Consider the following 19,465-nt stretch of genomic DNA (forward strand, 5'->3'; position numbering starts at 1 on the left):
ACCTAGTATGAAGATCGCCCTCGCCGGTGCCGGCGCCTTTGGTGAAAAGCACCTCGACGCGCTCAAGCAGATCGACGGTGTCGAAGTCGTGTCGGTGGTCGGCCGCCGGCTGGAGCCGACTCAGGCGGTCGCCGCCAAATATGGGGTGCCGCACGCCTGCACCGAACTCGCCGAGGCACTGGCGCAGCCGGGGCTCGACGCCGTGATCCTGGCAACCCCGACTCAGATGCACGCCGCGCAGACGATCCAGTGCCTGGAGGCCGGCAAGCACGTCCAAGTCGAGATCCCGCTCGCCGACACGCTGGCGGATGCCGAGGCGGTGCTCGCCAAGCAGCAGCAGACCGGGCTGGTCGCGATGGTCGGCCATACCCGCCGCTTCAACCCCAGCCATCAATATCTGCACCGGCGCATCGCATCGGGCGCGCTGGCGGTGCAGCAGATGGACGTCCAGACCTATTTCTTCCGCCGCAAGAACATGAATGCCAAGGGCGAGGCGCGGTCGTGGACCGATCATCTCCTGTGGCACCATGCCGCGCACACCGTCGATCTGTTCGCCTATCAGGCGGGGCCGATCGTCCAGGCGAATGCGGTGCAGGGGCCGCTCCACCCCGAACTCGGCATCGCGATGGACATGTCGATCCAGCTCAAGGCGGAGAGCGGCGCGATCTGCACGCTGTCGCTGAGCTTCAACAATGACGGGCCGCTGGGCACCTTCTTCCGGTATATCTGCGACAACGGCACGTATATCGCCCGCTATGACGACCTCGTCACGGGCAAGGAAGAGCCGGTCGACCTGAGCGGGGTCGCGGTGTCGTCGAACGGCATCGAGTTGCAGGACCGCGAATTCGTCGCCGCGATCCGCGAGGGGCGCGAGCCCAACAGCTCGGTGGCGCAGGTTCTGCCCTGCTACCGCGTGCTCGACGCGCTCGAGAAGCAGCTACAGGCATGAAGACCCAGGTCGCGATCATCGGCGCCGGCCCCTCGGGGCTGTTGCTCGGGCATCTGCTGCGGCGCCAGGGCATCGGCTGCGTCGTGATCGAGCGCCAGTCGCCCGACTATGTGCTGTCGCGCATCCGCGCCGGGGTGTTGGAGACGGTCACCACCGACCTGATGGAGCAGCTCGGCATCGATGCGCGGATGCACGCCGAGGGGCTGATCGAGGAGGGGTTCAACCTCGCCGATGGCGACCGGCTGATCCGGATCGACATCACCGCACTGACCGGCAAACACGTCACCGTCTATGGCCAGACCGAGCTGACGCGCGACCTGATGGCCGCAGCGCCCGAGCGCGGGCTGGAGATCGTGTACGAGGCAAAGGATGTCGCGATCCACGGCGTCGAGGGCGACAGCCCCAGCGTGACCTATGCGATCGACGGCGTCGAGCATCGGATCGAGGCCGATTTCATCGCCGGGTGCGACGGCTTTCACGGCCCCTCGCGCAAGGCGATCCCGGCGCCGCTGGTTCGCGAATTCGAGCGAGTCTATCCGTTCGGCTGGCTCGGCATCCTGGCCGATGTGCCGCCATGCCACCACGAGCTGATCTACGCCAACGGCCCGCGCGGCTTTGCGCTGGCGTCGATGCGGTCGAACACGCGCAGCCGCTATTATATCCAGGTGCCGCTGACCGACACGCTCGACCAATGGCCCGAGGAACGGTTGTGGGACGAACTGGCGCTGCGGTTCGATCCGATCTCGGAAAAGGGCGTGACGCGCGGGCCCGCGCTCGAAATGTCGATCGCGCCGCTGCGCTCGTTCGTGTTCGAAACGATGCGCCATGGGCGGCTGTTCCTGGCGGGGGACTCGGCGCATATCGTGCCGCCGACAGGCGCCAAGGGGCTCAACCTCGCCGCATCCGACGTCGCCTATCTGGCGGAGGCACTGGCGGGTCACTACCGCGACGGCAGCGAAGCGGGGCTGGCGGGCTATGAGGCGCGCGCGTTGGCGCGGATCTGGAAGGCCGAACGGTTCAGCTGGTACCTCACCAAGCTGATGCACCGCTTTCCCGAGGATGGCAGCTTCGAGCATCGGATGCAGAGCGCCGAGATCGACTATGTCGCGTCGTCGACCGCGATGCAGAAGGTCATCGCCGAGAATTACGTCGGGTTGCCGCTTTAGGCCGGGGGATCGGCGGGGCGATAGCGCAGCGTAACGCGCAGCCCCCCCGCCACCCCGGTCTCGAACACCAGCGTCGCGCGGTCGCGATCGGCCAGCGCGCGGACGATCGCCAGCCCCAGTCCCGCGCCGCCGGTATCGCGGCTGCGCGACGGGTCGAGGCGGTGAAAGGGCTGACCCAGTGTCGCCAGCAGCTCGGGCGGCACCCCCGGCCCGTCATCCTCGACCGCGATGTCGATCCATCCCGCGCCCGCAACCACCGTCACCGCCACCTGCTCGCCGTGGCGCAATCCGTTCCCGATCAGATTGTCGAGCATCCGCCGCAGCGCCAGCGGAGTCGCCGCGATCGCCAGCGTGTCCGGCACCGGGCCGAGCGCGACCGCGCCCCCCAGCTCGACATGCGCACCGACGATATCGGCCAGCATCGGCGCCAGCGCCACCCGCTCGGGCCGGGGCGTGGGGGCGGCATCGCGATCGGCCAGGACAAGCGTGTCGTTGACCAGCGCGGTCATCTCGTCGAGGTCGCGCACTGCGCGGGCGCGCTGGCCGGGATCGTCGATATACTCGGCGCGCAGCCGCAGCCGCGTCAGATAGGTGCGCAGGTCGTGCGCGATCGCGCCCAGCACGCGCGTCCGCTCGGCCATCAGCGCGCGGATTTCGCGCTTCATCGCGTTGAACGCAGCGGCAAGCGCGCGCACTTCGCGCGGCCCGGTCTCGGGCAAATCGGGCGCGTCCAGATCCTCCGCCAGCCCGCGCACGCCGCTCGACAGCGCCGCCAGCGGGCGGGTCGTCTGGCGCACTGCGAACAACAGCGCGATCAGCAGCACCAGCCCGCCCAGCGCGCCCACGACCGCCCGCCCCTGAAGATAGGCGCGGGCACGGTCGGAGGGGCGGCTGGTGACCAGCAGCACACCGCCGCTGCGCAAGGCGATCCCGACGCGGATCGGTGCGAAAAAGCGCGCCGCGCGCGGCGTCGCGCCGAACCGCCCGCCAAAGCGGGGGCGGCGGCCCTCGACGCTGATGCCGCGTCCGGGCAGGACGCTGCGATAGGCGCCGGCAATATCCTCCAGCTCCGCCGATGCCTTCCAGCGGTCGGGAAGTCTCGGCACGAGACGCAACGAATAAAGCGCGCCATCCAGCGTGCGGGCAAGCGCGACGCGCTCGCCCGGCGGCGCGCGGTCGATCGCGCCGACGATCGCCGCCGCTTCTTCGGGTAGCGGCAGATTATGCGCGCGGCGCGGATTGTCGGTCGCGGGCAGCGATACGGCGGCGATCAGCAATTGCAGCGCGATAAAACCGGCCAGCAGGATCGCCGCCAGCCGGAACGACAGGTTGGACGCGATCGTCACGCGCGTTCGACCGGCAGCGTGAATTGATAGCCACCGCCGCGCACGGTCTTCAGCAATGCCTCGCCCCCGGCGCCGGCCAGCTTGCGGCGCAATCGTCCGAGCTGGACGTCGACGGCGCGGTCGAACGGCCCCGCGCTGCGCCCGCGCGTCCAGTCGAGCAGCTGGTCGCGGTTCAGCACGCGCTGCGGATGGGTGACGAAGCAATGGAGCATGTCGAATTCGCCGGCGGTGAGATCGACTTCCCGGCCATCGGGCGCCGTAATCGACCGCGCGCCGACATCCAGCGTCCAGCCGCCGAAGCGATAGCGTTCGACAGGCGTCGGCGCCGCCACCCGATGCTGGCCGCGCGTCCGCCGCAGGATCGCCCGCACCCGCGCGACCAGCTCGCGCGGGTTGAACGGCTTGGGCAGATAATCGTCGGCACCGATCTCCAGCCCGACGATCCGGTCGATATCGTCGCCCTTCGCCGTCACCATCAGCACCGGCACGTCGCCCGCCGCGCGCAGCCGCCGGCACAGCGATAGCCCGTCCTCGCCCGGCAGCATCACGTCGAGCACCGCGAGGTCGACGCGGCGGCGTGCGTTGAGCTGGTCGAACTCGGCGGTGGTGCGACAGCCGACCGCCTCGAACCCCTCGCGGCTGAGCAGGTCGACGACCAGCGCGCGGATTTCGCGATCATCCTCCACCACGGCGATGCAACTGGTTTCCATAGGCGTATCGATAGCGCGGCTTCGGGACGGCGGGAACGGCGCGGCGCCGCGCGTTACACTCTGTTACGCTTCGTCACCACAGCGTCGTCGGGCACTTACCGCGAGGCCGCATAAACCCCTCAGCAATGGCGCGACCGTTGCGGGTAAAGGAGTTTAGCCATGTACAAGACCCTATTGAGCCTCGCCGCGCTCGCCGCCGGGCTTGCCGCCACAGCGATCCCCGCCGAGGCGCAGGTCCGCCGCGGCCATGTCGTCAGCGTCCAGGGCGCACGCGGCCACGGCGGCACCCAATGGCGCTCGGCATCGCGCCAGCGCGGATCGGCGACGATCACGCGCGGCGCCCAGACCAATAGCGGTCGGGGCTATCAGGCATCGCGCAGCCGCAGCTACGGCCCCGGCCATTATGAAGCGGACCGCAGCGTCCAGGCCAATAACGGTCGCGGCGCCGCCACGTCGCGCGACGCAAGCTGGGGCAATGGCGCCTATAACGGCGCGCGCACCACGACGCTGAACAACGGCAAGAGCGTCGCCCGCACCACCAGCGCCGTCAACAATGGCGACGGCACCGCCAGCTATTCGAGCAGCGTGACCGGCCCCAAGGGCGGCACGCGGACGGTCAGCGGCACCGTTCCCCGCCCCTGATCGCCCCCGCGCGGGCGCGCCTTGCCCCCCGGCGCGCCCGCATTCTCGCACCCAAAGGACCCATTGATGCGCAACTTCCTGATCGCCGCAGCCCTGCTGACCGCCACCCCGGCGCTTGCCCAGATGCAGCGCGACCCCGGCGCGATGCTCGCGGGCGCCGACGGCAATGGCGACGGCATGATCACCCGCGCCGAATTCGTGCAATCGCGCGCGGCCCGGTTCGAAAAGGCCGATCGCAACAAGGACGGCGCCCTCAGCCGCGACGATTTCAAGCGGCTGGCGCGCTTTCGCCCCGAAGCAGCCGAACGGCTCAACGCGCTGATCGACGAGCTGGACACCAATGGCGACGGGCGCGTCACCCGCGACGAGATGGCCCGCGCACCGACGCCGATCTTCGACCGCGCCGACACCAATGGCGACGGCACGATCGACCGCGCCGAACTCGCGGCGTTCAAGGCGCAGGCCGCCGCGCGCAAGCAGCAGCGCTGAGGACGCGATGGCGCTCTTCCGAGCCGCGCTGGCGCTCGCCTGCCTCGCGGTCTGGCCCGCCTCCGCGCAGACGATCTGCGAGGCGAAGTGGCGCGACACGGCGCGCGACCGGATCGTGCCCGTCCGCATCCGGATGCCCGCCGGCACCGCCCGTGTCCCGCTGATCCTGTTCAGCCACGGCCTTGGCGGCAGCCTTGATGCCGGGACGCTCTGGGCGCGGGCATGGGCGGAGGATGGCAATGCGGTGATCCATCTCCAGCACCCCGGCAGCGACAGCGGCATACTGGGCGGCGGGCGGCTGCGCCAGGCAATGTCCGCCGAACAGCTCCGCGCCCGTGCGCTCGACGTGTCGTTCGTGCTCAACCAGGTCGCGCGGCAGCCGCGCGAGGGCGCCTGCGACCTCACGCGGCTCGACCTGCGCCGCATCGGCATGGCCGGGCACAGCTTCGGCGCGCAGACCAGCCTTGTGGTCGCCGGGCAGGCCACGCCGTTTGCACAGGAGACGCTCGCCGACCGCCGGGTGACCGCCGCGGTCGCGCTCAGCCCGCAACCCTCGATGGCGCTGCCCGACGCGGCGGCGTTTGGCGGTATCAATATCCCCTTCCTGTCGATCACCGGCACCGAGGATGCGCTGCCCTGGCTCAACCGGGTGACACCGAAGGACCGCGAACGCCCGTTCCGCGCGATGGCACCGGGCGACAAATATCTGCTCGTGCTGGCGGGCGCCAATCACGGCGTGTTCAGCGGCCAGGACCGGCCCGGCGTCGCCGCGACGCCGCATATGCGCGACGCGGTGGTACGCGCCACCATTTTGTTCTGGCGCGCGACGCTGCGCGGCGATGCCGCTGCCCGCGCCAAGCTCGCGCAGTTCGGAGACACCCTGCCCGCAGAGGATCGTTTCGAGCGTCGCTGAAGGTTCGCGCCCGCCGCACGCCATGCTAGGGGGGCCGCCTTCCGCGACTGACACGAAGGACCCTCGCTTTGACTCCCATGGCTGAACGCACGCTTGGCACCCTTCCGGTTTCGGCGATCGGGCTGGGCTGCATGAACCTGAGCCACGCCTATGGCGAAACCCCGGCCCCCGAAGATGCGGCGCGGCTGCTCAACCGCGCGCTCGACCTGGGGGTGACCCTGCTCGATACCGCCGCGCTCTATGGCGGCGGCGCGAACGAGCGGTTGCTGGGCGAGGCGGTGAGGCATCGTCGAGACAGCTTCGTGCTGGCGAGCAAATGCGTGCTCGACCTGGCCGATGGCAAGCGGATCCTCGACGGATCCCCGGCGGCGATCGCGCGCTCGCTGGACGGCGCGCTGGCGCGGCTGCGGACCGACCATATCGACCTTTATTATCTCCACCGGCTCGACCCGAACGTGCCGATCGAGGAGTCGGTCGGCGCGCTGGCGCGGGCGCGCGAGGCGGGCAAGATCGGCGCGATCGGGCTCAGCGAAATGTCCGCCGCGACGATCGAGCGCGCGCATGCCGTCCACCCGATCGCAGCGGTGCAGAGCGAATATTCGCCGATGGTGCGCAACCCGGAGGTCGCGGTGCTCGACACCTGCCGCCGGCTCGGTATCGGCTTCGTCGCGTTTTCGCCGGTCGCGCGCGGGATGCTGGCGGGGGCAGTGCGCGCGGCGGACTATGTCGCGGGCGACATAAGGCTGGCGATGCCGCGCTTCGTCGAGCCCAATCTCGCGCACAATCTGCGCGCAGTCGCGGCGTTCGAGGCGCTGGCGGACGAGATCGGCTGCACCCCGGGGCAGTTGTCGCTCGGCTGGGTGCTGGCGCAGGGCGATACGGTCGTGCCGATCCCCGGCACGCGCAGCATCGCGCATCTGGAGGAGAATCTGGGTGCCGCCGGGCTGGTGCTCGATCCCGATATGATCACGCGGATAAACGCGATCTTCGCCCCCGGCGCGATTCGCGGCGCGCGCTATCCGGCGGGCGCGCAGGCGCAGGTCGGCACCGAATTGCTGCCCGATGAGGAGCTTGCGGCGGGGTAAACCGCCGCGAGCAACCGATCAGCGCGCCCGGTAGAAGTGGATCCGCACCGCCGGGCCGCCATCGGGCGCGGTGGCGCCCTCCAGCGTGCCGATGAACGCGGCCTGCGAGAGCCAGCCATATTTGCCGATCGGCGCCTCGAACCGCGGCTGGGTCCGCGCGGAAAACGGCTTGCCGGGTGCGGGGGGACAGAGCGCGCCGGTGTTGACGACGTTGATGATCACCCCGTCATCGGTCTTGAGCATATAGTCCGCCTTGACGTCGGTGCAGCCATCGGCGCGCTTGAGCTGCCAGTCCCAGCCACCGGGCAGGATCACGCCCTTGATCCCCGGCCCTTCGAAGGTGCCGCCGGTGATCGGGATGATGTTGCGTTCGCCATAGGGCGTCGCCCCCGGCGCGACGGAGGCGCCCAGCGTCACCAGTTCGGAAAAGACATGCTCCAGCACGGGCGCCGGCGGCGGCGCGGGTGCCTGAGCCTGAGCGTGCGCCGCCCCTGCCCAGAGCAGCGCAGCCACCGCCGGCGCGCGCATTACAGCGAACCCCAGACCTGTTCGGCAACCTCGACCACCAGCCGCATCTTGGCCGATTGCTGCTCGAGTTCGATGTCGTTGCCATGCACCGTCGACGAGAAACCGCATTGCGGCGACAGCGCCGCCTGTTCGAGCGGGAGATATTCGGCGGCGGCATCGATCCGGCGCTTGACGTCGTCGACGCTCTCCAGCTCGCCCAGCTTGGTGGTGACGAGGCCGAGCACGACGGTCTTGCCCTTCGGCACATGCCGCAGCGGCGCGAAATCGCCCGAGCGGGGATCGTCATATTCGAGGAAATAGGCGTCGACCGCGAGTTCGTTGAACAACACTTCGGCGACGGGCTCGTACCCGCCCTCCGCCGCCCAGGACGAGCGGAAATTGCCGCGGCACAGATGCACGGCGGTCACCATGTCCTCGGGCGCGTCGCGGATCGCATCGTTGATGATCCGGGCATAGAGCTTGGGCAGCGCATCGGGGTCCATGCCGCGGCGGCGGGCATTCTCGCGCTGGGTCTCGTCGCAGAGATAGGCGAGGTTGGTATCGTCGAGCTGGAGATAGCGGCAGCCGGCATCGGCCAGGCTCGCGATTTCGGCGCGATAGGCGGCCGAGATATCCTCATAGAACTGGTCGAGATCGGGATAGGCCGCCTCGTCGATCGCCTCGCGCCCGCCGCGGAAATGGAGCATCGTCGGCGAGGGGATGGTGACCTTCGGCGTGCGATCGGTGCAGGAGGCGAGGAATTCGTAATCGCGCCGCTGGATGTCCTGCGCGTGGCTGACGCGCCCGCTGACCTTCATCACCGGGGGCGCATATTCCAGCTCGCGCCCGCCATGCTGGTGGAACTTGACCTGGGTGCCGCCGGCCTCCTCGATCCCGTCGAGCTGGAGCAGGAAGTCGGTGTGGAAATAGGTGCGGCGGAATTCGCCGTCGGTAATGCCCTGGAGCCCCAGCGATTCCTGCAGCGCCACGACGTCGCGAATCGCGACATCCTCGGCTTCGCGCAGCGCGGCGGCGTCGATCCGCCCCGCCTTGAACTCCGCGCGCGCCGCGATGAGCGCGGCGGGACGCAGGAAGCTGCCGACATGGTCGGCGCGGAAGGGTGGCTTGTGCATGGTAACGAAGTCTCCGGCTAATTCGTATGCGGCGCATGCATTTCAAACCGCGAACTGGCAAGCCCCGCGACGCGCGTCCGTCGGCGCGCGCGCATCATCACTGTTGCGTGGCATAACCATTTGGCGCACGATAATTCGCAAAAGCGGGAGAGGTTCATGCACAGCGACGATCCACAGGCAATATTGGACCGCGAACCGATGTCGCGGATGCAATGGGGCGTCGTGGCGGTGATGGTCGGGCTCAATGCGCTCGACGGGTTCGACGTCCTCTCGATCAGCTTCGCCTCGCCGGGAATCGCCAAGGATTGGGGAATCGATCGCGCCGCGCTCGGGCTGGTGCTGTCGATGGAACTGGTCGGCATGGCGCTGGGGTCGCTCGTGCTGGGCGGCGTCGCCGACCGGATCGGGCGGCGCGCGACGATTCTCGCATGCCTGGGGATCATGACGCTGGGGATGCTGGCGGCGGCGACGTCGCCGAACGTGTACCTCCTCTCGATGTGGCGGTTGCTGACCGGGCTCGGGATCGGCGGGATGCTGGCGGCGACCAATGCCGCCGTGGCCGAGGCGGCGAACAGCCGGCGCCGGGCGCTGTGCGTCGTGCTGATGGCGGCGGGCTATCCGGTCGGCACGATCGTCGGCGGATCGATCGCGGCGGTGCTGCTCGCGCATTTCGGCTGGCCTTCGGTATTCGTGTTCGGCGCGATCGCCAGCGCCTGCTTCGTCCCGCTGGTGCTGCTCTTCGCCCCCGAATCGGTCGCGTTCCTGCTCCACAAGCGACCCAAGGACGCGCTGGTCCGGATCAACCGGGTGCTCACCCGGATGGGGCGCACGACGATCGACGCGCTGCCCGCGCCCGAAACCGGCGCGGCGGCGCGCAAGGCATCGGTGGCGGAGCTGTTCTCGCGCGGATTGTCGCGCTCCACGATTTTGCTGACCGGCGCCTATCTCGCGCACATCATGACCTTTTACTTCATCCTGAAATGGATTCCCAAGATCGTCGTCGACATGGGCCATGCCCCATCCTCGGCAGCGGGGGTATTGGTATGGGCGAGCGCAGGCGGCGCGGCGGGATCGCTGCTGCTCGGGCTGCTCACGGCGCGGGTGCGGCTGATCCCGCTGACCATCGCGGCGATGATCGCGTCGGTCGCGCTGGTGGTGCTGTTCGGGCGCGGGGGAAGCGACCTTGCCACGCTGTCGCAACTGGCCGCGGCGGCGGGATTTGCGACCAATGCCGGCGTCGTCGGCCTGTATGCGATCGTCGCGCGCAGCTTCCCCACGCGGCTGCGCGCCACCGCGACCGGGTTCGTCATCGGGATCGGCCGCGGCGGCTCGGCGCTGGCGCCGGCGCTCGCCGGGCTGTTGTTCGCAGCGGGCTATCCGCTGGCGACGGTCGCGATCCTGATGGGGCTGGGCTCGGCGGTCGCCGCGCTGGCGCTGTTCGGGATGGTGCGGCGTGACGGCGAGGTGGGTTGAGCATGCGCTGGGCGATTGCATCGCCGCACGAATCAAGTTATGCAGCATAACAATAACTGGAGAGGTTCATGGCTAGTTCGACTGACGCGCCCCGGGTTTTCGAGCGGCGCAACCCGGTGACCGGCGAGGTTGCCACCACTACGCCGGCGGCCAGCGTCGCCGACGCCAACGCCGCCTGCGACGCGGCAGCCGCAGCGTTCCCGGCCTGGTCCGCAATGGGCCCCAATGCCCGCCGCGCGCTGCTGATGAAGGCGGCGACTGCGCTGGAGGGCCGCGCCGCCGACTTCGTCCAGGCGATGATGACCGAAATCGGCGCGACCGAGGGCTGGGCTCGCTTCAACCTGGCGCTCGCCGCCGGGATGGTGCGCGAAGCCGCCGCGCTGACCACACAGATCACCGGCGAGGTGATCCCCTCCGACAAGCCCGGCTGCGTTGCCATGGCACTGCGCGAACCAGTCGGCGTGATGCTCGGCATCGCGCCGTGGAATGCGCCGATCATCCTGGGCGTCCGCGCGCTGGCGGTGCCGCTCGCCTGCGGCAACACCGTGGTGCTCAAGGCGAGCGAGCAATGCCCGCGCACGCACTCGATCATCGTCGAGGCTTTTGCCGAAGCGGGCCTGCCCGAGGGCGCCGTCAGCCTCGTCACCAACGCGCCCGAGGACGCAGCCGAGATCGTCGGCGCGCTGATCGACAACCGCCATGTCCGCCGCATCAACTTCACCGGATCGACCCATGTCGGCCGGATCATCGCCCAGCGCGCCGCCGGGCACCTCAAGCCCGTCCTTCTCGAACTGGGGGGCAAGGCGCCGCTGATCATCCTCGACGACGCCGATCTCGACGAAGCGGTGAAGGCCGCGGCGTTCGGCGCGTTCATGAACCAGGGCCAGATCTGCATGTCGACCGAGCGGATCATCGTGGTCGAGAGCGTCGCCGACGCCTTTGCCGCGAAGTTCAAGGAGAAGGTGTCGTCGATGGCCGTCGGCGATCCGCGCGAGGGCAAGACCCCGCTCGGCGCGGTGGTCGACCAGAAGACCGTCGATTGCGTCCGCGGCCTGATCGACGATGCGCTGGCCCATGGCGCGGAACAGCTGGTCGGCGGCGATGCCAATGGCGTGCTGATGCCCGCGCATGTGATCGATCGGGTGACCCCCGAAATGCGGCTGTTCCGCGACGAAAGCTTCGGCCCGGTCGTCGGCGTGATCCGCGCGCGCGACGAGGCCCATGCGATCGAACTCGCCAACGACACCGAATATGGCCTGTCGGCCTCGGTGTTCACCCGCGACACCGCGCGCGGCCTGCGCGTCGCACGCCAGGTCCAGTCGGGCATCTGCCACATCAACGGCCCGACCGTGCATGACGAGGCCCAGATGCCCTTCGGCGGCATGAAGGCGTCGGGCTATGGCCGCTTCGGCGGCAAGGCGGGGATCGACGCCTTTACCGAATTGCGCTGGATCACGATCGAGACCCAACCTGGTCATTTCCCGATCTGATTCGCCGCCAAGCCATTAAGAGATAGAAGGACAACCCCTTTCCATGACTGAACTGAGCAGCAACGGCGTCGTCGCCTATGACGTCGAAGACGGCATCGCCTGGGTGCGCTTCAACCGTCCGGACAAGCGCAACTGCATGAGCCCGACGCTCAACCGCGACATGCTGGCGGTGCTGGAATCGCTAGAATTCCGCGACGATTTCGGCGTGCTGGTACTGAGCGGCGAAGGCACCGCCTGGTCCGCGGGCATGGACCTCAAGGAGTATTTCCGCGAGAACGAAGCCAAGGGGCTCGGCGCCACCCGCGCCGCGCAGCGCGAGGCCTATGGCTGGTGGGACCGGCTGCGCTGGTATCAGAAGCCGACGATCGCGATGGTCAATGGCTGGTGCTTCGGCGGCGGCTATGGCCCGTTGTTCAGCTGCGACCTCGCCTTCGCCGCGAACGAGGCGCAGTTCGGCCTGTCGGAGATCAACTGGGGCATCCTGCCCGGCGGCGGCGCATCGAAGGTCGCGGCCGAGCTGCTGCCGTTCCGCAAGGCGATGTACCATGCGATGATGGGCGAGAACCTGACCGGCGTGCAGGCCGCCGAATGGGGCCTGGTCAACGAAGCACTGCCGCTCGACCAGCTCAAGGCGCGCGTCACCGAAGTGGCCAAGGTGCTGCTCGCCAAGAACCCGGTGGCGCTCAAGGCGACCAAGGACGCGGTCCGCCGCGTGCGCGAGATGACCTATGACAATGCCGAGGACTATCTGATCCGCGCGCAGGAAGCGGCCAACAGCTTCGATTCCGAAGGCCGCAAGGAAGCGACCCGGCAGTTCATCGACGAGAAGAGCTACAAGCCGGGCCTGGGCGCCTATGACCGGACTAAGACCGGCGCCTGACACTCGACTGGCGGCGGGCATCGGTGCCCGCCGCGCCTTCCCTCGCCATGCCCGCGCCCGGCGCGGGACCAGGATGCCATGATGCCCGATCTTTCCCGCCTGCTCACCCCCCGCTCGGTCGCGATCGTGGGGGCGTCACCCACGCCCGGATCGCTCGGCGCATCGGTGCTCGCCAATCTCGAGCGTTACGGCTTTGCCGGCGACATCCACCTGATCAACCCGAAGCGCGACACGATCGGCGACCGGCCCTGCCTGAAGTCGATTGCCGACCTGCCCGAGGGCGTCGACGCGGCGGTGCTGGCGATTCCCGGCGGCGGCGCGGTCGAGGCGCTGCGCGCACTGGCGGCGCGCGGCGTCGGCGCGGCGGTGATCTTCGCCGCGGGCTTTGCCGAGGGCGGCGAGGAAGGGCTGGCGGCGCAGGCCGAAGTCGGGCGGATCGCCGCCGAGCACGGCATGGTGATCGAGGGGCCGAACTGCCTCGGGCTGGTCAATTATGTCGATGGCATCCCCCTGACCTTTGTCGAGACTCCGGCGATGCAGCTCGAAGGCGGGCCGGGCATCGGCATCGTCTCGCAATCGGGCGCGATGGCGGTGGTGCTGGGCACGATGCTGATGGGCAAGGACCTGCCGGTCTCGGTCACCATCTCCACCGGCAACGAAGCCGCGACCGGGGTGGAGGATTATGTCGAATATCTGATCGGGGCCGACCATACCCGCGTCATCGCGATGATCGTCGAGCAGTTCCGCGATCCCGCGCGCTTCCTCGCGCTCGTCGCGAAGGCGGAAGCGGCGGGCAAGACGATCGTGCTGCTCCACCCGGGCAAATCGAGCGCCGCGCGCGAATCGGCGGCGACGCATACCGGCGCGATGGCGGGCGACTGGGACGTGATGCGCGCCAAGGTCGAGCGCGCGGGCGTCGTGCTGGCCGACAGCCTGGAGGAATTGGGCGACATCACCGACATCGCCGCGCGCGCGCAGCCGCTAGGCGCGGGCGGCACCGCGGTCCTCGCCGAATCGGGGGCGTTCAAGGCATTGACGCTCGACCTGTGCGAATCGATCGCGCTTGCACTGCCCGCGCTGGGCGGCGCGACGCACGAGCGGCTGCGCGCGGTGCTTCCCGATTTCATCCCGGTCTCGAACCCGATGGACCTGACTGCGCAGGCGCTGGTCGATCCCGAACTGTACCGCCGCACGCTCGAGCCTTTGCTCGACGACCCGGCGATCGCCGCGGTCGTGCTGGCGATCATCCAGACCGATCCGGCGACATCGGCGCGCAAGTTCCTGCCGATCATCGAGGCGCTGGGCGCATTGCAGCCGGAAAAGCCGGTGTTGTTCGCCGGGCTCGACGAAGGCGCCGGGGTGCCGCCCGACTATGTCGCGCAGCTGCGCGCACTGGGCGTCCCCTATTTCCCGACCGCAGACCGCGCCTTCCGCGCGCTGCGTCAGCTCACCCGCCGCGCCGATCGCGACCTGGCGGCCCCGGCCACCCCGCCGGTCGCGCTCCAGGACCTGCCGCTCGGCATCGTCCCCGAATATCGCGCGAAGCAAATGCTTGCCCAGGCCGATATCGCCTTTCCCGCCGGCGGGTTCGCCGCGTCGATCGAACAGGCGCGCGAGGTTGCGGCGCGGATCGGCTATCCGGTGGTGCTCAAGGCACAGTCGGCGGCGCTGTCGCACAAGAGTGACGCGGGCGGCGTGATCCTGAACCTCGCCGACGACGATGCGCTGGCGGCGGGATGGGAGCGGCTCTACGCCAACGTCGCCGCCTATGCGCCCGGCATGGTGCTGGACGGCGTGCTGGTCGAGGCGATGGGCGCGCGCGGGACCGAATTGATCGTCGGCGCGCGCAACGATCCCGATTGGGGTCCGGTCATCCTGATCGGCATGGGCGGCGTCCAGGCCGAACTGCTCAAGGACGTGCGCCTGATCACCCCCGATCTGTCGCAATCCGCGATCGTGGCCGAACTGCGCAAGCTCAAGAGCGCCGCGCTGTTCGACGGCTTCCGCGGCTCGCCGCCGCTCGATCTCGACGCCGTGGCGGCACTGGTCGCGCGGCTGGGCGCAGTGCTGACCGGCACGCCCGGTATCCGCGAAGTCGATCTCAACCCGGTGATCGTCTATCCGCAGGGCATGGGCGCGATCGCGCTCGACGCACTGATGCAGACCGACGGCGCCTGACCCCAGTCAGGGCCGGCGCGTCAGGCCGGGCGCGGCCCGATCCGCGAGAGCAGGTCGACCAGCAATTGCTGCTCCAGCGCGGTCAGCCGCCAGAGCAGCCTTTGTTCATGCTCCGCGATGCGCGCGAGGCAGTCGGCCAGCAAGGCCTCGCCCTCCTCGGTAAGCTTCAGCGCGAAGGCGCGGCGATCCTGCGGCGTCTCGGTGCGGCCGATCGCGCCGCGCTGGACCAGCTCGTTGATCAGCGACACCATATTGGCGCGCTTGATCCCCAGCGCCTTGCCGACGCCGCCCTGGTTGATCCCCGGATTGGCCTGGACGATCGCCAGGATGCCGACGAGCACCTGGCGCATCCCCGTCCCCTCCAGCGAGGTGCGAAAGTCGAGCGCGAACTCGCCCGAGGCCCAGCGAAGATGAAAGCCGACCAGCGAGGAAAGGCCGCCGAAGCTAATCGATTTGCGCGACATATCCGATGTGAAAGCGGGGTTTGGCGGTCGCGTCAACTGCGGCTGTTCGGGAAGCACGCCGGTGCTGCACTGCACCCGCCGCTGGACGCGGCGCCGCTTATCCCTAAAGGTGCCCGAATGGCGGCACCGGACGGGCCGCCGCGACGGAGACGGGCTTGACGCGAACCGACGAAGAGACACCGATCGACGACAGCGGCGTGGGGCCGATCAGCGACATTGTCGGCTTCCACATCCGCCTGGCGCATGGCGCGGTCTATCGGCATTTCATGGAGACCTTTGCCGATCTCGGGCTGACGCAGAAGCAGGTGTCGGTGCTGTGGCTGGTCAGCGATCATCCGGGCATCGCCCAGACCGACCTGGCGCAGCGGCTCCAGATGGATCGCGCGACGGTGATGGGGATCATCAACCGGCTCCAGGCGCGCGACTATCTCGTGCGCGGCGCGTCGGAAACCGACCGACGGCGCCAGACGCTGATGCTGCGCCCGGCGGGGCGGCAGGCGCTGGAGGAAGCGCTCAAGGCAATTCGCGAGCATGAGAAATGGCTCACCTCGCGCTTCACCAAGCGCGAAGTGCAGCAGCTCGTCCGGCTGCTGGCGCGGATTCACGAATAGCGCCGCCCGCAACGGCCTCGCCCACCAGGATCAGCATCGGCTTGCCCGCCGCCATCGACCGGGCCGCGAGCGGCAACAGGTCGAGCCGGGTGCGCAGCAATTGCTCGCCCGGAAGGCTGATGTCGCAGGCCAGCAGCACCGGCGTTTTCGAATCAAGCCCCGCCGCGATCAGCTGGCGGCTGATCTCACCCGCCGCCGCGCGCCCCATATAGATTGCCGTCGTACAGCCCGGATCGGCCAGCGCGGGCCAATCCACCGCGAGCGGCGCCCCCGCCTGGACATGCGCGGTGACAAACTGCACCCGCCGCGCCAGACCGCGCAGCGAAAGCGAGATGCCGGCGGATGCGGCGGCGGCGCTGGCCGCGGTGATCCCCGGGCATATCCGCGTCGCGATCCCCGCCGCCGCCAGCGCCGCGACTTCTTCCATCGACCGTCCGAACACCGACGGGTCGCCGCCCTTGAGCCGCACCACGCGCTCGCCCGCACGCGCGGCTGCGACCAGCAGATCGTTGATGCTGCCCTGATCCTTCGAATGCCGCCCCGAACGCTTGCCGACGGGCACGCGACGGACCTGCGCCGGGATCAGCTCGAGGACGCCGGGCCCCACCAGCGCGTCGTAGAAGACGACGCTTGCCTGCTTGAGCAGCCCTTCCGCCTTGCGCGTCAGCAGGTCGGGATCGCCGGGCCCGGCGCCGACCAGCCAGACTTCGCCCGCCACCATTGCTTCAGCCATTCACGACCTCCTGTGCGTTTGTGATGAGCCGCTGGATCGCGGGGCGGCACGAGCCGCAATTGGTGCCGGCGGACAGCGCCGCGCCGACCGCCTCGACGCTTGCCAGCTTCCGGTCGGCGATCGCGGCGAGGATCGTCTTGATCCCCACGTCGAAGCAGACACAGACGATCGGGCCGCAATCGGGGGCCGGCGCCGCCGAACGCCCTGCCAGCAATTCGACCGGCGTCGGACCCGCTGCTTCCGAAAGTTGCGCGATCAGCCAGTCGCGCGGCGGCAGGCTGTGGTCGCGCGACAGATAGAGTGCCGCGACCAGCCGCCCGTCCGAAAGAACCGCATGGCGCATCTGCCCGCGCGCGCTGTCGATGGTCTCGATCCGCTCGCCCCTGGGCAACAGCTCGCGAACCAGCCTTGCGGGGTCGCCGTCGCCCGCGAGCTCGACGAGCCAGCCCTGCGCCACCCGGACGCGCGTCGCCCATAGCGCGTCGATCGCGCCGGGTTCGTCGCGCGCGATCAGGAAGCCGCGCCATTCGACGGCGACGCGCGTGACGCTGGCGGGCGTCGCCTTGAACCCCGGCTGCCCCGAATGCGGATCGACCAGCGCACGCGGCAGCAATCCGGTGCGGCCCCCGCTCGACTGGCGATCGGTCCAGTGGATCGGCGTGAACAGCTCGCCGCGCCGCTGCCCCTCGCTCAGCGTCGCGCGAAAGATGCTCTCGCCCTGCGGCGTCGCGACCCGCGCCAGATCACCCTCGGCGATCCCGAGCCCCGTGGCGTCCAGGGGATGAACCTCGACCATCGGTTCGCGGCGATGGCTGCTCAGCCGGGGCGACAGCCCGGTGCGCGTCATCGTATGCCATTGGTCGCGATAGCGGCCGGTGTTGAGCGTCATCGGCCAGCGCGCCAGCGGCGCCTGAAGCGGCGCCTGCGCCACCGGCACCAACCGGGCACGTCCGTTCGGCGTGGAGAAGCGGCCATCGGCAAAGCCCTCGCCACCCCAGCGCCACGGCGCCATATCCGCATAGTCCGCGTTCGAAATCGCGGCATGGCGCCCGATGTCAAAGCGCCGCGCGCCCGCATTCTGATAGGTCGAGAGCCGGGCATGCTCGCGGTAGATGTCGGCGGGACGGCTATAGGCGAACTCGCCGACCCACCCCATGCGGCGACCGACTTCCTTTATAATCCACCAATCGGGCATCGCCTCGCCGGGCAGGTCGAACAGGCGTCGCTGACGGCTGATCACGCGCTCCGAATTGGTGACGGTGCCGTCCTTCTCGCCCCAGCCGGCGGCAGGGAGCGTCACATGGGCAAGCCGCGTGGTGTCGGTGTCGGCGATGCAATCCGAAACCACGACAAAGGGGCATGCGGCCAGCGCCTCGCGCACCGCGCCCGCGTCGGGCATCGACACGGCGGGGTTGGTCGCCATGATCCACAAAGCCTTGATCCGCCCCTCGCCGATGCTGCGGAACAGGTCGACAGCCTTGAGGCCGGGCTTCGCAGCGACGTTCGGGGTTCCCCAGAAGCGACCGACCCGCGCGACATTCTCAGGCGCGAAATCCATGTGCGCGGCGAGGGTCGTCGCCAACCCGCCGACTTCGCGCCCGCCCATCGCATTGGGTTGCCCGGTGATCGAGAAGGGCGCAGCGCCGGGCTTGCCGATGCGGCCGGTGGCGAGGTGAACATTGAGGATGGCGTTGACCTGGTCGGTGCCGCGCAGCGACTGGTTCACGCCCTGGCTGAACAGCGTCACGGTGCGCGGATGCGCGGCGAACAGCTCGAAGAAGCGCCTGAGGTCGGCGGGCGGGACATCGCAGTCCCGCGCCACCGACCACAGGTCGCTTCCCTCGCCTTGCCTGGCCCAGAAATCGTCGGGGACGTCGACGCTTCGGGACAGGTAAGCTTCATCGAGGAGGCCCGCGTCGCGGCAATGCGCGAGCAGGCCGTTGAACAGGGCCACATCGCTGCCCGGACGAATCGCCAGATGCAGGTCGGCGTCTTCGCAGGTCTCGGTGCGGCGCGGATCGATCACGACGATCCGCGTCCCGCGCGCGGCGCGGGCGGCAAGGATGCGCTGATAGACCACCGGATGGCACCAGGCGGTATTCGACCCGACGAGGATGACGAGGTCCGCTTGGTCGAGATCGGAATAGCTGGCGGGGACCACGTCCTCGCCGAACGCGCGCAGGTGCCCGGCGACCGCGCTCGACATGCACAGCCGCGAATTGGTGTCGATATTTGCGGAGCCGATAAAACCCTTCATCAGTTTGTTGGCGACGTAATAATCCTCGGTAAGTAACTGACCTGAAACGTAAAAGGCGACGCTGTTGGGGCCATGTTCGGCGATGGTGTCGCGGAAGCGCTTCGCGACGAGGTCGAGCGCCTTGTCCCAGCCTGCGCGTTTCGTCCCGATCATGGGGTGCAACAGCCGCCCTTCCAGGCTGGTGGTCTCGCCCAGATGCGTGCCCTTCGAACACAGCCGACCGTGATTGGCGGGGTGATCGGCGTCGCCGCGAATCTCGACCGAACGCGCGCCGGTGACGGTGGCGGAAATCCCGCAACCGACGCCGCAATAGGCACAGGTCGTGCGGATACCGCTCAAAGCCCTCTCCCCTCGGGGGAGAGGGTTGGGAGAGGGGCAGTGCCGCATGGGCTGGATGTGCGGCACCGCCCCTCTCCCCGCGCGCGGGGATAGGGAGAAG

Annotated in this window: 18 protein-coding genes; 11 read left to right on the forward strand and 7 right to left on the reverse strand. The window is 69.1% G+C overall.

The window, feature by feature from the left end:
• Nucleotides 1-7: 7 nt before the first annotated feature.
• Both TS85_RS18525 and pobA read left to right on the forward strand, forming a co-directional pair.
• Entirely contained in the window at nucleotides 8-949 is a 942-nt protein-coding gene (locus TS85_RS18525; RefSeq protein ID WP_044334203.1) for a Gfo/Idh/MocA family oxidoreductase, read from the forward strand.
• Nucleotides 946-2,115, forward strand: coding sequence for a 4-hydroxybenzoate 3-monooxygenase (pobA, locus tag TS85_RS18530; protein WP_044334205.1), 1,170 nt, complete (start codon nucleotides 946-948; stop codon nucleotides 2,113-2,115). Before TS85_RS18525 ends, pobA begins: the two co-directional genes overlap by 4 nt.
• Here the strand turns inward: pobA and TS85_RS18535 are convergent.
• Together TS85_RS18535 and TS85_RS18540 are read right to left on the reverse strand one after the other, a co-directional pair.
• Nucleotides 2,112-3,461 (reverse strand): ATP-binding protein, encoded by a 1,350-nt coding sequence (locus TS85_RS18535; protein WP_044334207.1) that lies wholly within the window; start codon nucleotides 3,459-3,461, stop codon nucleotides 2,112-2,114. The genes pobA and TS85_RS18535 overlap by 4 nt on opposite strands.
• On the reverse strand, nucleotides 3,458-4,171 hold the full coding sequence (locus tag TS85_RS18540; RefSeq protein WP_044334209.1) for a response regulator: 714 nt from the start codon (nucleotides 4,169-4,171) through the stop codon (nucleotides 3,458-3,460). The genes TS85_RS18535 and TS85_RS18540 overlap by 4 nt, the downstream gene beginning before the upstream one ends.
• A gap of 159 nt (nucleotides 4,172-4,330) precedes the next feature.
• Here TS85_RS18540 and TS85_RS18545 point away from each other — a divergent pair, with 159 nt between their 5' ends.
• The 4 genes from TS85_RS18545 to TS85_RS18560 all read left to right on the forward strand — a co-directional run bounded on the left by TS85_RS18545 (nucleotide 4,331) and on the right by TS85_RS18560 (nucleotide 7,300).
• A complete protein-coding gene (locus TS85_RS18545; protein WP_044334211.1) occupies nucleotides 4,331-4,813 on the forward strand; it encodes a hypothetical protein in 483 nt (160 codons plus the stop codon).
• 66 nt (nucleotides 4,814-4,879) lie between these two features.
• Entirely contained in the window at nucleotides 4,880-5,302 is a 423-nt protein-coding gene (locus TS85_RS18550; RefSeq protein ID WP_044334213.1) for an EF-hand domain-containing protein, read from the forward strand.
• Between the two features lie 7 nt (nucleotides 5,303-5,309).
• Nucleotides 5,310-6,215 carry an alpha/beta hydrolase family protein gene (locus TS85_RS18555; RefSeq protein WP_052508004.1) on the forward strand — a complete coding sequence of 302 codons (906 nt, stop codon included), beginning with the start codon at nucleotides 5,310-5,312 and terminating at the stop codon, nucleotides 6,213-6,215.
• Nucleotides 6,216-6,292: 77 nt separating this feature from the next.
• Nucleotides 6,293-7,300: an aldo/keto reductase gene (locus TS85_RS18560; RefSeq protein ID WP_044334215.1), complete on the forward strand. Its 1,008-nt coding sequence runs from the start codon at nucleotides 6,293-6,295 to the stop codon at nucleotides 7,298-7,300.
• Between the two features lie 18 nt (nucleotides 7,301-7,318).
• Here TS85_RS18560 and TS85_RS18565 read toward each other — a convergent pair whose 3' ends face one another.
• Together TS85_RS18565 and TS85_RS18570 are read right to left on the reverse strand one after the other, a co-directional pair.
• Complete coding sequence (locus TS85_RS18565) at nucleotides 7,319-7,828, reverse strand: DUF3237 domain-containing protein (RefSeq protein ID WP_052508005.1); 510 nt, start codon at nucleotides 7,826-7,828, stop codon at nucleotides 7,319-7,321.
• On the reverse strand, nucleotides 7,828-8,940 hold the full coding sequence (locus tag TS85_RS18570; protein WP_044334217.1) for a 5-methyltetrahydropteroyltriglutamate--homocysteine S-methyltransferase: 1,113 nt from the start codon (nucleotides 8,938-8,940) through the stop codon (nucleotides 7,828-7,830). Before TS85_RS18570 ends, TS85_RS18565 begins: the two co-directional genes overlap by 1 nt.
• Nucleotides 8,941-9,096: 156 nt before the next feature.
• Between TS85_RS18570 and TS85_RS18575 the strand changes: the two genes are divergently transcribed.
• From TS85_RS18575 to TS85_RS18590, 4 genes are all read left to right on the forward strand, one after another.
• Nucleotides 9,097-10,413, forward strand: coding sequence for an MFS transporter (locus TS85_RS18575; RefSeq protein WP_044334218.1), 1,317 nt, complete (start codon nucleotides 9,097-9,099; stop codon nucleotides 10,411-10,413).
• A 68-nt stretch (nucleotides 10,414-10,481) separates the two neighbouring features.
• Nucleotides 10,482-11,903: an aldehyde dehydrogenase gene (locus TS85_RS18580; protein WP_044334219.1), complete on the forward strand. Its 1,422-nt coding sequence runs from the start codon at nucleotides 10,482-10,484 to the stop codon at nucleotides 11,901-11,903.
• A 43-nt stretch (nucleotides 11,904-11,946) separates the two neighbouring features.
• Nucleotides 11,947-12,783, forward strand: a complete 837-nt coding sequence (locus TS85_RS18585) for a p-hydroxycinnamoyl CoA hydratase/lyase (RefSeq protein ID WP_044334220.1) — start codon at nucleotides 11,947-11,949, stop codon at nucleotides 12,781-12,783.
• Between the two features lie 78 nt (nucleotides 12,784-12,861).
• Nucleotides 12,862-14,961 carry an acetate--CoA ligase family protein gene (locus TS85_RS18590; RefSeq protein WP_227698535.1) on the forward strand — a complete coding sequence of 700 codons (2,100 nt, stop codon included), beginning with the start codon at nucleotides 12,862-12,864 and terminating at the stop codon, nucleotides 14,959-14,961.
• Between the two features lie 20 nt (nucleotides 14,962-14,981).
• Here TS85_RS18590 and TS85_RS18595 read toward each other — a convergent pair whose 3' ends face one another.
• Nucleotides 14,982-15,425 carry a MarR family winged helix-turn-helix transcriptional regulator gene (locus TS85_RS18595; RefSeq protein WP_044334221.1) on the reverse strand — a complete coding sequence of 148 codons (444 nt, stop codon included), beginning with the start codon at nucleotides 15,423-15,425 and terminating at the stop codon, nucleotides 14,982-14,984.
• 155 nt (nucleotides 15,426-15,580) lie between these two features.
• On the opposite strand from TS85_RS18595, the gene TS85_RS18600 reads away from it, so the two are divergent.
• Nucleotides 15,581-16,036: a MarR family winged helix-turn-helix transcriptional regulator gene (locus TS85_RS18600; RefSeq protein ID WP_044334222.1), complete on the forward strand. Its 456-nt coding sequence runs from the start codon at nucleotides 15,581-15,583 to the stop codon at nucleotides 16,034-16,036.
• Here TS85_RS18600 and cobA read toward each other — a convergent pair.
• The gene (cobA, locus tag TS85_RS18605) at nucleotides 15,981-16,769 is read right to left on the reverse strand and encodes a uroporphyrinogen-III C-methyltransferase (RefSeq protein ID WP_044334224.1); all 789 of its coding nucleotides are present in this window, start codon (nucleotides 16,767-16,769) and stop codon (nucleotides 15,981-15,983) included. The genes TS85_RS18600 and cobA overlap by 56 nt on opposite strands.
• Nucleotides 16,762-19,413 carry a nitrate reductase gene (locus tag TS85_RS18610; RefSeq protein ID WP_044336613.1) on the reverse strand — a complete coding sequence of 884 codons (2,652 nt, stop codon included), beginning with the start codon at nucleotides 19,411-19,413 and terminating at the stop codon, nucleotides 16,762-16,764. The genes cobA and TS85_RS18610 overlap by 8 nt, the downstream gene beginning before the upstream one ends.
• Between the last annotated feature and the right edge of the window lie 52 nt (nucleotides 19,414-19,465).

Source organism: Sphingomonas hengshuiensis, from assembly GCF_000935025.1.
GTDB classification, from domain to species: Bacteria; Pseudomonadota; Alphaproteobacteria; order Sphingomonadales; family Sphingomonadaceae; genus Sphingomonas; species Sphingomonas hengshuiensis.